The sequence below is a fragment of the Bacillus sp. NEB1478 genome, from assembly GCF_031582965.1.
GTDB lineage: Bacteria > Bacillota > Bacilli > Bacillales > Fictibacillaceae > Fictibacillus.
In genome coordinates, this window is sequence record NZ_CP134049.1 from 2,548,503 (window position 1) to 2,562,284 (window position 13,782).

13 protein-coding genes are annotated in these 13,782 nt (G+C 38.4%); 5 read left to right on the forward strand and 8 right to left on the reverse strand.

Annotated elements, in window-relative coordinates; genetic code table 11:
- Positions 1-188 precede the first annotated feature (188 nt).
- On the reverse strand, positions 189-827 hold the full coding sequence (locus RGB74_RS12600; RefSeq protein WP_310759653.1) for an SOS response-associated peptidase: 639 nt from the start codon (positions 825-827) through the stop codon (positions 189-191).
- A 73-nt stretch (positions 828-900) separates the two neighbouring features.
- On the opposite strand from RGB74_RS12600, the gene RGB74_RS12605 reads away from it, so the two are divergent.
- Positions 901-1,140: a YczF family membrane protein gene (locus tag RGB74_RS12605; RefSeq protein WP_310759654.1), complete on the forward strand. Its 240-nt coding sequence runs from the start codon at positions 901-903 to the stop codon at positions 1,138-1,140.
- Here RGB74_RS12605 and RGB74_RS12610 read toward each other — a convergent pair.
- The 6 genes from RGB74_RS12610 to RGB74_RS12635 form a co-directional block, all read right to left on the reverse strand.
- A complete protein-coding gene (locus RGB74_RS12610) occupies positions 1,097-2,227 on the reverse strand; it encodes a GerAB/ArcD/ProY family transporter (protein ID WP_310759655.1) in 1,131 nt (376 codons plus the stop codon). The genes RGB74_RS12605 and RGB74_RS12610 overlap by 44 nt on opposite strands.
- Positions 2,224-3,441 carry a Ger(x)C family spore germination protein gene (locus RGB74_RS12615; RefSeq protein ID WP_310759656.1) on the reverse strand — a complete coding sequence of 406 codons (1,218 nt, stop codon included), beginning with the start codon at positions 3,439-3,441 and terminating at the stop codon, positions 2,224-2,226. The genes RGB74_RS12610 and RGB74_RS12615 overlap by 4 nt, the downstream gene beginning before the upstream one ends.
- On the reverse strand, positions 3,438-5,120 hold the full coding sequence (locus RGB74_RS12620; protein WP_310759657.1) for a spore germination protein: 1,683 nt from the start codon (positions 5,118-5,120) through the stop codon (positions 3,438-3,440). The genes RGB74_RS12615 and RGB74_RS12620 overlap by 4 nt, the downstream gene beginning before the upstream one ends.
- A gap of 421 nt (positions 5,121-5,541) precedes the next feature.
- On the reverse strand, positions 5,542-6,060 hold the full coding sequence (locus RGB74_RS12625; protein WP_310759658.1) for an acyl-CoA thioesterase: 519 nt from the start codon (positions 6,058-6,060) through the stop codon (positions 5,542-5,544).
- A 112-nt stretch (positions 6,061-6,172) separates the two neighbouring features.
- Positions 6,173-7,069 (reverse strand): phosphogluconate dehydrogenase (NAD(+)-dependent, decarboxylating), encoded by an 897-nt coding sequence (gene gnd / locus RGB74_RS12630; protein WP_310759659.1) that lies wholly within the window; start codon positions 7,067-7,069, stop codon positions 6,173-6,175.
- Between the two features lie 413 nt (positions 7,070-7,482).
- Complete coding sequence (locus RGB74_RS12635; RefSeq protein WP_310759660.1) at positions 7,483-8,352, reverse strand: DegV family protein; 870 nt, start codon at positions 8,350-8,352, stop codon at positions 7,483-7,485.
- A 232-nt stretch (positions 8,353-8,584) separates the two neighbouring features.
- On the opposite strand from RGB74_RS12635, the gene RGB74_RS12640 reads away from it, so the two are divergent.
- From RGB74_RS12640 to RGB74_RS12655, 4 genes are all read left to right on the forward strand, one after another.
- Entirely contained in the window at positions 8,585-9,028 is a 444-nt protein-coding gene (locus RGB74_RS12640) for a MarR family transcriptional regulator (RefSeq protein WP_310759661.1), read from the forward strand.
- Between the two features lie 359 nt (positions 9,029-9,387).
- Positions 9,388-10,341 carry a helix-turn-helix transcriptional regulator gene (locus tag RGB74_RS12645; RefSeq protein ID WP_310759662.1) on the forward strand — a complete coding sequence of 318 codons (954 nt, stop codon included), beginning with the start codon at positions 9,388-9,390 and terminating at the stop codon, positions 10,339-10,341.
- A gap of 68 nt (positions 10,342-10,409) precedes the next feature.
- Positions 10,410-10,598: a cold-shock protein gene (locus RGB74_RS12650; RefSeq protein ID WP_310759663.1), complete on the forward strand. Its 189-nt coding sequence runs from the start codon at positions 10,410-10,412 to the stop codon at positions 10,596-10,598.
- Between the two features lie 169 nt (positions 10,599-10,767).
- Positions 10,768-11,325, forward strand: coding sequence for a YtxH domain-containing protein (locus RGB74_RS12655; RefSeq protein ID WP_310759664.1), 558 nt, complete (start codon positions 10,768-10,770; stop codon positions 11,323-11,325).
- Positions 11,326-11,586: 261 nt separating this feature from the next.
- Here RGB74_RS12655 and RGB74_RS12660 read toward each other — a convergent pair whose 3' ends face one another.
- A complete protein-coding gene (locus RGB74_RS12660; protein ID WP_310759665.1) occupies positions 11,587-13,455 on the reverse strand; it encodes a heavy metal translocating P-type ATPase in 1,869 nt (622 codons plus the stop codon).
- Between the last annotated feature and the right edge of the window lie 327 nt (positions 13,456-13,782).

Sequence of the window (13,782 nt, forward strand, 5' to 3'; positions counted from 1 at the left end):
ATAATCTGCGGTTGTTAATTGTAAGAATTATGTAAAAATAGTTAGAAAGACTTACAAAAAATTTACAAAATAGTACACATTTCTCATATAGAAACTTATCGGCTGCTCAGACTTTACTTCAGCAATAGTAATACACCTTTAACTTCCTAAATTAAAAAGACTCCTGTTCTGGAGTCTTTAAATGGCTTCTATCTTTGTTTTGCGGGGCTTTCCAGTGTTACAGCTTCAGAAAAAAGAGTGAAATTACTTTGATCAATCAGATGTATTAATCTCTTTGTTTCAGCTGTTTTATTGAGCCATTCTTCACCTTCATCCGGCAAAAACATTACAGGCATTCTGTCATGATAGTCTTCGATAGAGGCATTTGCTTTTTTTGTTAAAATAGAACAAGTGATTTTCTCTTCAGTTCTTCCATCCGATTCCTGTTTCCATCTCGACCATATTCCTGCAAAAGCAAACGGTCTTTTGTCCGGTAAGCAAAACAGATATGGCTGCTTCTTACTTCCTTCTTTTCTCCACTCATAAAATCCACTAGCCGGTATCAAACACCTTTTATTAATAAATGACTCTTTAAAACTTGGCTTTTCATTGACAGTTTCGCTTCGTGCATTGATGAGTTTATTGCCGATCTTTGGATCTTTCGCCCAGTTCGGAATGAGTCCCCATTGCATATTACCGGCTCTGTTTCCATCTTTACTTTTCACAATCGCAAGTATCTGCTGGCTCGGAGCAATATTGTATCGTTCTTCATAATCAAATTCATTGATCAAGTTAAAAGCATCAATGATTACATCCTTTTCGTAATAAAGCATATAACGGCCGCACATTGATATTCTCCTTTCCTGTAAAACGGATAAGAGCACAATTCCAGTAAAAACTATGTAACAGGAGGTGCTGTACATGAAAATTTCAAAACCTTTACTTATTTATATCATTCTTCTTTTAAGTATGTTAACCCTGCTGATTACAATAGATGTAATCGTAGGAACTCCGTTAGTGACAATCCTATACAGGTCGTTTTACTCTTTCTTCCGTTATGTGGACAGGATTGAATTTTTCCTCATCATCGTTTTGCTCATTTACCCGATCCTCCTATTTATTTGGCAGATGTGGGTGAAGAAGAAGCAGCGAAATGCTTAAGTTTCTTCTTTCTGATTAGAAAAATGATAATAAAGATAGAGGGCAGCACGACTTGAAAAGGAATATGAATAAAATGTGGGACAATTCTTAAACCCTCTCTTATATGTTCTACGAAGTTTGATGCAATCGCAACAGAAGAAATAACCGCTATAATTCCAATCGGAGTTATGAGTGTTTTTTCATCCTTTACTTCAAATACATCTTGAGCCGCTTTTACTGCAACGTATAAAAAGATGGCTATCTTGAAGAAGCCCCCGATAATCAGAGTGAATACTACCAGTGCGTCCATCCGCTGAATGAACTCTCCTAAATTGATTTTTGCAACTGCGGATAATAGCGGGAAATAGACATGAGTAGCAACATGACCTCCAAGAACCATGATATCCACCGCTATCGTACCGCTTAAAATTAGCCCGCTGACCAGCATCGCGAACAACCCTATTTTTAATGTTTTATTTTTGGATTTCACATATGGGAACAGCATCAGAAATACGACCATTTCACCAAATGGAAACGTTGGAGTTACAGGAAATGCCGCTTTTATGACAGGCACTAACCCCTGCCCTAAAAAAGGAAGTAAATAATTAAGATCCATTAAATCTGCCGAAAAAACGAGAACACCTAGTGTCAGTCCAAGCATTATCACAAGCGTAAAAAAAATCTCACCTGTTCTTACAAGGACTTCAAAGCCTAGTTTAAGAACATAAATGATTGTAGCGATCATTAGTGTATTGACGACAATGATTGGTGTTTGAACAAATACTGCTGATAAAAGCAAGCTTCCAAAGTCACGCAGCACCCTTGTTGCCAAGTAGAGAAAATAAAGCAAATAACAAAACCCTAAAGTTTTCCCGACATATTTACCGAACAAAACCTGAAGATACTGCGTAAGTGACATTTCAGGAAACTGTTTGGATAAATAATAATATCCCGTAAACATCACCATTCCTATAACCATCCCCATCAAGATGGCTAACCACGCATCACGTCCCGCACTCATGCCGACTCCCACAAGAATAGCACTCCCGAGTTCGAACAAAACGATAATGATGAAATATTGTTGAATATCAATCTTATACATTTTCATGATGGTCCTTCTTTCTTTTCAAATAAAAATGGTGATGTACGAATACCTGACCTTCTAATTCGAGATTCTACGTGAACTTTTACTTTCATTTGAGGAAAGATACTTTCATAATTTTTACTATAAACGTTTAACCATTTCTTTGGATCTTCGCGATATAAAAGTTCTCCAAATCCTAATACATCACTATTAAGTTTTTGTGAAGCATATACGCCTTTAACTATTTCATTCTTTATCACCTTGTTAAATGTGTTTTCAAGCTTGAAAATTTCAGCTTCGTTTTCCAGATTAACTGGACAGTTTACTTCGGCTATATTAGTCTCTGGGTAAACAGCCACTTTTATCTCAGGGATATCCCCTTCTGTTAAGGCTGATAATGATGTTTTCGATCGTACTACTTCGATATTAACGGCACCTTTATAACCTTTACAGCCAACCGAGATGGCAGAGCTTTTAATTTTTCCTTTTATCCAAACAACTCCCCTGGCTTCTGGTCCATCTATCCAGCCTTTTAATTTACCGTTTTTAAAAACGCCCATACCAGACAGCCTGATTCGTGCAGGGTCTCCAACTTCATAGTTTTTTGCAGTTACGGCGAGTTCCTTGTCCCCCACGATTTCGAGGCCGTTGATAAGAGGTTCACCGCCCTCATTAATAATTGACTGCAATACTTCGTTAATATCTTGCTGAAGATTTTCCCCCCAGTTTTCTTCTGTTATTCTTAAGATAGCCGCTACCTCATCAGAAGTTACTTTGTCAATCGCGGAAAAAGTTCTCAAAATTTTAGAAGGTGTTGTTCCTCTTGCAACGAGCACTTGTATCGTAGAACGAACCTCGGGATCCCGGGAAACCATATCGAGCGCTTGATAAATACTGTCTTTCGCAAGCTTTTCACTGAGTACAAGCATCCTTGCGTGTGCAAAAAATAGACGGCGCGAAGTTTGTCTCGAAGCATTGCGAGTGGCTTCCATTATGTTTTTACCTCTGCTTTCGTAAACAGTAAATACGGGTTGTTTTCCTCCTCCGGCCCCTGTAATACCTGGAGCCACTTCCGTCGGGTTTACGATTTGATAACTTACGATTAAATCACCATTTTTTGCCACATTAATGCCCATTCCCATCACGATAGACAGTTCATCTAACTCATGCTGATCCCAGCACCCAGTCAACAATAACAAACACAATGAAAAGAGAATGAAACGCTTCAAGATCTTCATCTTGTCGTATCCTCCTCCCTTTTTTTCTTTACTGTATAAGGTGCTGTGCGCGTCTGATTTTTTCTTGCCAGTTTCTCAGGCCGCTTCAGCAGCTGTGTAATTGGAAAACGGAATAAACTGTCTTTTAAATCCTGAACTTGCAATGGGGCAAACGGGCTTAAGTATGGATAACCAAATGACCTTAAGCTAGTAAGATGCGCTACGATAACAATCAATGCAAGAGTGAGTCCGTAAAAACCGAAAATAGAAGAGATCAGCATTAGCGGAAAACGTAATAAACGGGCAGAAGTAGCTACCGCAAATGATGGCACAGCAAAACTAGCTACCGCTGTAATTCCAACAACGATTACCATAACCGGAGACACAAGTCCTGCCTGAACTGCTGCTTGACCTAATACGAGTGCCCCAACAATCGAAACGGTAACCCCAACCGCACGCGGCATCCGAATACCAGCTTCACGCAAAATTTCAAATGTAAATTCCATTATCATTGCTTCGGCAAGTGCTGGAAAAGGAACTCCTTCCCGCTGAGCTGCAATACCAAAAAGCAGCGTTGTCGGTATCATCGCTTGATGGAAAGTGGTCAGAGCTATGTAAGTTGATGGAGCGATCAACGAGATGATGAAAACTGAAAATCGTAGCAGCCTTAAAAAGCTGCTGATGTCATACCTCATATAATAGTCTTCAGCAGATTGGAAGAACTGAATAAACTGCGTGGGGGCGATTAATGCAAACGGAGTGCCATTAACTAGAATTCCCACGCGTCCTTCTAAGATGTTTCCTGCAACAACATCTGGCCTTTCTGTATCAACCATCTGAGGAAAAACCGTAATTGTTTCATCTTGAATAAATTCTTCGAGCTGTCCTGATTCAATAATGGCATCCGTTTTTATTTGGTTGATCCGTTCTTTTACTTCTTTAATTAAGAGCGGATTTGCAATATTATCTAAGTAAACAATCGCTATATCGGTTTTTGTGACCTCACCGACTACAAACTTTTCAATTCTTAAATCTGGTGACCTTACAATTCTTCGTATCATGGAAATATTCGTCTTTATTGTTTCCGTAAACCCTTGTTTCGGACCGCGTATTACCACTTCTGTCGTAGGTTCTTCAATTCCTCTCGCTTTACCGCCGCATGTGCCTAGTTTAAGTCCCTTTTTACTTCCCTCAATCAGCAAGACACTTAACCCAGCTAATAAGGACTCGATTAATTCTTCTTCTGTTTCGACATCTGATACTTTTCCAATAGAAATCCCATTTTGCTTAATATAGTGAAGAGTGTGTTCGAATGATATCGTTCTTGTCCTTTTTACAGGTCTTAGAGCCAATAAAGGCTCGATAATAAATTCATTGACTAGCACCGGATCATTCAATTCTTCTAAAAAAATTACTGCTGCCGTTACTTTTTGATTGTGGTTCATTTCAATTTCGAATTCTCTAATGATTAGATCCAGTGGATCTCCAAGCCGGGTTTTCAGCTGCCTGAACGTAGTGTTCAGCACAGGACTTAGCTTTCCTTCTTCAACAGTTTCATTGTTAGAATATTGTTCTGAACTGCCATTATCTTCAGAATGGGAAGCTGAAGGAGAGAAAGGGCTGTCACCTATTTTATTGTTAGCAACCATTTCAGAAAGCTTTTGTGTCTTCATATAAGGACGTTTCCTTCTATTTCGCATAACCATCCGCCTTTTTCCAATCTTTTCTTATCATTTGCACATCAGCTTATGGTTATGTAAATGGATTCAAAGGAAGGTAATTAACAACCATCTCACTAGCAAAAAAATCAATAAAGGAACGATTAAAAAGGTTTACAAAAGACAGAACCAGAATCATCATGGCAGAAAGGTTTTCGAGGAATCGACGGGCTGTTGCTTGCATTACAAACAACGAATAGCGGTGACTAATTGCGGGGCAGAAGATAAAATCTATGAACCATATAAAAAAGCCTCTGATAAGCATCAGAGGCTTGTAGGAACGTAACAAATTAAAGGCCAGGGTGCTGTATCCCTGGCTGGAAAAAGGTTAGCTTAATTATATCATCTTATTTCTTATTTGCGAATCTTTACACCGCGAAATTTCAAAAATAAATCTTTATACTCAAATTATCTCCCAAGGCTTTTTCACACCGAATTCTTTTGCTAATTTTTTGCTTTCTTCACGCCGCTTTTTACGTGCAACTGCTCGTTCTGGAGCGTGTTGGTGCAGCCATTTCTCCTCCTCTGTCTGAGGTATGACTTTTGGCACAGGAGTAGGCTTTCCTTCCTCATCCAATGCAACAAAGGTTAAAAATGAGACTGCACAAACCTTACGCTCTCCAGATAATAGATTTTCAGCGATGACTTTTATGAAAACTTCCATGGATGTTGTCTTTGTCCATGTTACAAAAGATTCCAGACATACAGAATGTCCAACCTTTATTGGCTGAAGAAAATCAACTGAATCTGTTGAAGCCGTCACTACATTTTTTCGTGCATGCCGAATTGCCGAAATTGCTGCAACATCATCAATGTAAGCCATTAGTTTTCCGCCGAAAAGTGTTCCGTGATTGTTTGTATCAGGCGGCAGTACAACAGAGGATTTAACCGTTCTGGATTCCATCACATATTTTTCATTCATTATTTCAAACTCCTATCCATTTTCAACATCATTATTAGTTTTTGATATTTTTCTTTGAAATATGGAAAGACCTCTGCTTGTACAACACACAGAGGTCTTAGAATACAGTGAGTTATTTTTTAACGACAGCATGTCCGCCGAATTCATTTCGAAGAGCTGCTACCACTTTTCCGTGGAAAGTATCGTCTTCCAATGAACGGAATCGCATGAATTGAGAAAGAGCAATGACTGGAGCAGAAGCCTGATAATCAAGTGCAGCTTCGACTGTCCAGATCCCCTCGCCTGATGAATTCATCACTCCGCGAATATCTTCAAGTTTCGGCTGTTTGCTGAAAGCATTCTCCATAAGCTCCATAAGCCAGCTTCTGATCACTGAACCATTGTTCCAAACTTTTGAAACCGCTTCGTAATCGTAATCAAAATCACTCTTGTCAAGGATTTCAAATCCTTCACCGATTGCTTGCATCATGCCATACTCGATTCCGTTATGAACCATCTTTAGGAAATGTCCGCTTCCTGCACGACCAGTGATCATAAATCCGTTCTCAACACAGATTTTCTCATAAAGTGGTGCAAGATAATTTACAGCCTCTTCGTCTCCGCCCATCATCGCGCAAAGTCCATGGCGAGCACCGTCTGTTCCGCCGCTCGTACCAACGTCTACAAAGTGGATTCCTTCTGCTTTCAGCTCTTCATAACGGCGTAATGTATGTTTGTACATGGAGTTCCCTGCATCAATGATGATGTCACCTTCAGTCAGGTGTGGTTTAAGTTCACTGATTACTTTGTCTACGATTTCGCCGGCAGGTACAAGCAATATAACCGCTTTTTTCCCAGTAAAAGTGTTCGTAAGCTCTTCGATTGAGTTTACTCCTTTAACACCTTGAGAAGAAATCTCGCTAACTGTATCTTTATTAACGTCTGTCGCAATTACAGTATATCCTTTGTCGTTCATGTTCAATGCCATATTAAAGCCCATTTTACCAAGGCCGATTAAACCGATTTCCATAGTATCAATCACTCCATTTTATGTATTTCTTACTTCTCGTATTATTCCACAAAATAAAGGCACTTAACCTCTACTTGCAACACTGTCTATTACATTATCGAAAAATCAATAAAAATACAATTATTTTAGGTATTTTCTCTAATTTACTAAAGGATTTTTATATTAATAACCATTAACCTATAACAAAAATCGGTTGTCCACATATCTTATTAAATTGATGTTTTTAGTTGAGCCATCATTTTTACTTATTTCCACAGTAATCCCCAATATTCCCACGTTAATTTAGATAATTCCACGCAACTCTAAATTAACCGATTTCCGACAAAAAAAGACCCAAAAGATTAAAAAATCGTCTTTTAGGTCATCGTCTTTATATTGCAGAATAAAATGGTGTCCATACCACAAATACAAAATCAGGGATTTTGTATTTGTATGGGGTCAGACCCCTTGTACCATAGTATGCCCAGCGTGCCTGCGCCTACGTGTACGCCGATAGCTGGACTCAGTTTCCCTAAGTTTATCGTTATATCCGGATACTTTTCTCGCAAATAAGCAGCCCACGTTTCTGCTTTTTCTGAAGATCCGCTGTAAACAACACTAACACCTTCTACAGGAGAGCGGTTTGCCGCTTCCTCAAATAGCCCTAATACCCGTGCTTCTGCTTTTTTCAGCGTTCTCACTTTTTCAAAAGGAACGAGGGAGCCATTATCAAACGTCAAAATCGGTTTAATCTGCAGCAAATTCCCAACTAAAAAGCTTGCGCCGGACAATCTACCGCCTCGCCTTAGCTGCTCTAAGCTTCCAATACATACGAACCCATTTACCCGATTTGCCGTTTCACGCAAAGATTCTGCTATTTCTTCTGGTCCAAGCCCTTCATCTTCGAGTTTTTTTCCTTTTAATAAAAGCTGCCTCATGGATTCTGAAACAATTTTAGAATCTACAATATGAACAGGAAAATCGGCGGCTTCAGATCCAAGTCTCGAACCGTTTATCGTTCCACTGAATTTTTCAGAAACATGAATTGCTATCGCACAGTCATAATTATGCTTTAACACTTCATAGAAATCGGAAAATTCACCAGGTGTAGGCTGACTTGTCTTTGGCAATTCATCACAGTCATCCAGCTTGTTATAAAACTCATCCGGAGTAATGTCCACTCCGTCTTTATAAATGGTTTCATTCATTAAAATGGATACAGGAATAACATGTACACCAAGTTGTTTCGCTTCTTCTGGCGTAATACAACTCGTGCTGTCTGTAACCCAAGCGATACGTGTCATTCAATTTCCCCCTTTTTCTCTCTCTTCTATTGGCTATTTAGGAAACAAAATCCTCTTTTGCCAATAAAAAATATTTACAATACTACAAAATTTTATATTTAAATAACTTAAATACTCTCACATGTATACACATTGGGTACTAGATAATTTATACTAATAATAAAGTAATCGTAGTATAATCGAATGGTATTCGATTTTTAAGTGGTGTACTGTAAGCTAAGGAGGCATTACTGTGAAAGTGTTAGTGGAAAAAACGAATATTTTAGTAGAAGTTGAGCGAATAGAAAAAGCGTTCTTAGAAATTATGGACGTAATCAAGCCTGAAATTTGGGAAGATGAAGAGATTACCTCTACACAGTTTCAAATATTGAAAACACTTTCCACGCGTGACAAATGGACAGTCTCTGAAATCGCTGATGCCATGAAAGTACGTGCAAGTGCTACTACTGTAATCATCGATCGTCTTGTAAAAAGAGGTTACGTTGACCGTTATCGTTCTGAACTAGATCGCAGAATCGTTTATGTTCATCTTAACCAAAGTGGTTTTGATAATTTTGAACGCATTCAAGAGAAAAGAAACGGAGTACTTCTCAAATACGTTTCTCAACTTACAGAAAAACAATTGACTGAAATGGTCAGCTGTATCGAACAACTTTCTTCCATTGTAAAAAACTAATATTATTAAACCTATCCTAATAACTAATCGCAGCTTATTCCTACTAATTTATATAGATGGTTTAACACGTCTCTGAAAATGCGGCGTGTTTTTTTTATTCTTGTTCATAGGAAAACTGCGGTACTTTGGCTAGAAAAAGACTGCCGTATCCTTTGAAACGAAGGATCAGAAGCAGACTATATGTTCATTTTTATAAAGAGAGTATGTTTTCATTCATTTTATGTAAAATCAATGGAAAAGTAATAGCACTTTATTCAAACAAATTTCATGAAACACTAACATTTCTCCCATAATGTACGATATTAAATAAACAGAATAGTGCTAAAGGTTTACAATATCTCTAATTATGGGAGTCATATATGTCGAGAATCAAAAGATTGGAAAGATTGTTGCTTTCCATAAATTCAAAAAAACATTTTACTTTAAAAGAATTAGCGGAGGAATTTCAAGTTTCTACCCGGACTATACAGCGTGATCTATTAAGTTTGATGGAGATGGGACTGCCTATTATTTCTGAGTTTGGACCTCATGGTGGATATCGTATGGTAAATGACCGTATTCTACCACCGATCGGTTTCACGGAGATGGAGGCATCTGCTATCTTGTTTAGTTTGCAAACATTTGAAGAAGAAAGCTTTCCTTTTCAAATTCAGAGCCGTTCAGTTGCTAATAAGCTTCTTCATTATCTCCCAGATGATGCAAAGGACAGCTGGAATGATGTACAAAAGCGATTATTCGTTCAGAAGCCTCTTCCAAAGCACAGCAATTTTGCACCAGTAATGCTTGAAGCAGCCATTAAACAAAAAATAGTGACGATTCACCATCAAGAAGAAGGTACTAAACTATACAGCAACATACAGCCTATAGGAATTTATAGTGAAAATGGGGATTGGTACTGTCCAGCCTATTCCTATTCCCTTTCAGATTTTCATATTTTTTGTTTAAATGACGTCTTGAATGCTGTAATCAACTTTGAACCAATGGAAGTGAAAGATTTTTCAGAGATTACGATCCATAATTGGGCAGCCGAAATCGTCCCTCGGTCTTTTTTGCATCTGGATGCTGATATTGAACCCGAAGGAATATCTTACTGTAAGTCGCATCCTTATTTGAAAACAATGTTAACGATTGATGAAAATGGTGCAGCGCATCTAAATGGACAAATTTTATACATGCATATAAAAAAGTTCGCTGAGTATTTGTGGATTTTAAAAGGAGACATCATTGTACATTCCCCGCAGGAAATCAGGCAATTACATATGCAATGGTCTGAAGAAATCTCACAAAAATATTCCACTTTGCTAAATATGTAATCTAATTGATACATAATTTCCGTCATTTGGGAGTATACTATAAGTAGTAAAGAAAAAGGGGGATAACTATGGCTTTTTTTTCAAAACAACCTTCAGAGCCGATTCCAGACGTAGAAACAAAGGTATGGGCTTGCACAGGTGATGGCTGCACATGCTGGATGCGCGCTGATTATTCTTTGCAAAAAGAACCGCAATGTCCCATTTGTAAATCTGATATGAGTGAAGAAATTCGTATGCTTCCTGAACTCAAAAGCTAATAACAGATAGATGAAGCGAGCCGGGTAAACACCCCCGGCTTTTTCTATTTGTCTCTGCTCTATACCTCTTTCTGCTTATATTGTCGCTCCCGTCGTTTATGTTAAGTGTTTATCTTTTAACAGATGCGGGTACGTTTTCTATACAAGTAAAAAAGGAGGAATAGATATTATGCATAACGAAACAACAACTACTGCGACAGCCGAACCTGTTTTTACTCACTCAGATTATCAAACACAAGAAGCAGCGGAGAATAAAGGATCTGGATTTGCTACGGGACTCGTTCTTGGAGGACTAGCCGGTGCCGCTGCGGCTTTGCTATTAGCTCCGAAGAAAGGAAACGAACTGCGTGAAGACTTGCGCGATTCATCGATTAAGCTAAAAGAACGTACAATGCAAATGAAAGATGAGACAATGTTAAAAGCAAAACTCGGAAAAATGGATGCTAAAGATGGTGTTGATTCTATGAAAGAAAAATCAACCAATCTATCTGTTTCTGCTCGCCAGAAACTGCAAGAAGCTAAGAATAAAGCAAGTGAAATGAAGAAGGACACGAAAGATGCTGTAAATGAGGCAAAGGAAGAAGCGAAAAAAGATAACTATTCTACGCAATCAACATCAACTTCCTCTAACGGTCTATCAGCAGCTCCCACATCATCAGTTACCGTAACTAAAACAGGAACTGATGAAACAGCGTACGCAAAAAAACAAAGTGATCTAAACAAATAATCAATAAATAAAAAGAGGATGACCCAAAAGAAGATCCATTAATCGATTGGGTCATTCTTTTTGTCGAAAAATCGAATAATTGTGAGTTACGTCGAATTATTGAAATTAGTGTGGATATAATGGTCGTTTCCGTGGAATTATCGAAATTAACGTGGATATAATGGACATTACCGTGGAATTAAATAATATTGATAGCTTCGAATAACAAAAAACGGCTCAAATAGGTTCATTTATCTATTTGAGTCGTCTCTTTTTTTCTTATTATCTTAATAATCGAAGTCCGTTTAATATGACTAATATCGTGCTTCCCTCGTGTCCGACTACACCAAATGGCAGTGTTAGCACTTGAAAGAAATTCGCTCCAAGCAAGAGGCAAATGACTGAAACGGAAAAAATGATATTTTGCCTGACAATCTTCGAAAGACGTTCAGATAAGTTCATAGCATAGAGCAGTTTACTTAAATCATTTTTAACTAGCACTACATTCGCTGTTTCAATTGCAGCATCACTGCCCATTCCCATTGCTACACCTATATCTGCAACAGCTAGAGCTGGAGCATCATTAACTCCGTCTCCTATCATGGCAACTATCGCTTGTTTATCTTTCCATTTTTTCAGTGTATTGACCTTATCCTCTGGCATACAAGAATAGCCGACCTCATCCACCTTTGCTAATTTGCCGATCTCCTCTGCTCCGCGTTTCGAATCACCAGTCAGCATTAAAGTTAAAATTTGTTTTTGCTGAAGAGCTTGAATGGCTTCAACACTTTCATCACGAACAGAATCTCCAATAAGAAAATAACCTGCCAAAACTTTATCCGCTGTCACATACACAACAGTTTGCGCATTCACATCACCTTCTGCAAACACCTTAGAAAAAAGCTTTCTCTCTTCTTTATCAGTGATACCTGCAAGCTCACGGCTGCCTACACTCCATCTAATCCCATTCGCTATCGCTTTTACGCCTAAACCAGGAATATCCTCGTAGTCCGTTAACTCAACTTTATTTTCTTCTGCATTTACTTCCAGGATAGCTAAAATAGCCTTTGCCAATGGATGTGTGCTGTTTTTTTCAATAGCATATATAACCGGACGGATTTCTTCTTCTTTTAGTGAAGGGTGATTGAATACGGTTGTTTTCACCGTTGGATTTCCTTCAGTCAATGTTCCTGTTTTATCAAAAGCCATAACGTTTACACTTTTTATTTTTTCTAAGTAAATACCGCTCTTAAATAAAATCCCTTGTTTGGCTGCATTTGAAAGGGAAGCTAGTAAAGCAGGCATTGTAGAGGCAACAAGTGCACAAGGAGAAGCGACTACAAGCAAAACACATGCACGATAAAGAGATTCCGAATAACTCCAAAAACCAGCAGAACCGGGAACAATTACGGTTAAAGCTGCAGCCATTAGTACAAAAAGAACATATTTCGCCTCAAATTCTTCTATCTTACGCTGAACAGGAGGAGCTTCGTTTTGCGCTCTATGAACAAGATCGATCATTCTTTGAAAAACAGAATCTTTCATATACTTCGTCACGATAATTTCTAACAATCCTGATTGATTAAGCGTCCCAGCAAGCACTTTGGATTCTGGTTTAATTTCTTTTGCTGCAGCCTCACCAGTTAGAGCTGATTCATTTACAAATGAAGATCCCATCTGTACTATGCCGTCTGCGGGTATCCTTTCACCTGGCCGTACTTTTATCGTATCGCCTGGCTTTAAAGTCGAGGCATTTACCCTGACTTCTTTAGTTCCTGAAATAAGCATTGCTTCTTCAGGCTGCATGGAAATGAGCGCTTTAATTTCGCGATCGCTTTTTTGCAGTGTGTACATTTCAAGTGCACCAGAATAAGCAAAAATTAAAATGAGTGCAGCACCTTCTCCCCAGTAACCGATTGAAGCCGAACCAATTGCGGCTATCATCATCAGCAGTTCTACATTTAACCGTTTCTCTTCTAACGTTTGCTGAACGCCTTCAACCGCTTTCGCGTATCCGCCAAATAAAAAGGCAAGAATATAAAAAAGAACATAGTAAGGAGATTGTGAATATGTTTCCGTTAGCCAGGCTACAAGTATTAATGCGCCTGAGGTCGTTGCAAGAATAAGCTGTGCACGTGCAGAAAGCTCCATCCGTATTCCCTCCTCATCGCTTCCTGAGAATAACAATCATCCTCAATACCCATATAAAAGTAGAAATGCTGCCGTCTCAATGACAGCAGCCTGAAAACTTTCCAATATTCGGTTCCTAGCCCTACTAGTTTATGTTCAATCTAATAAAACGTGCTTATGAGTTATGTATTATTTTTTCATTATACCCCTAAAAAATGAGAAAAACTACTTCCTTAAGAAGCAGTCTAAACGATTACAAAGGTAAATTCCTTTTCTTAAAAACGACCACACTAAAGCTGAACAGTATTAGCGAGAAATACCTAATAAGACTCCAAGCAGAAACTAGTG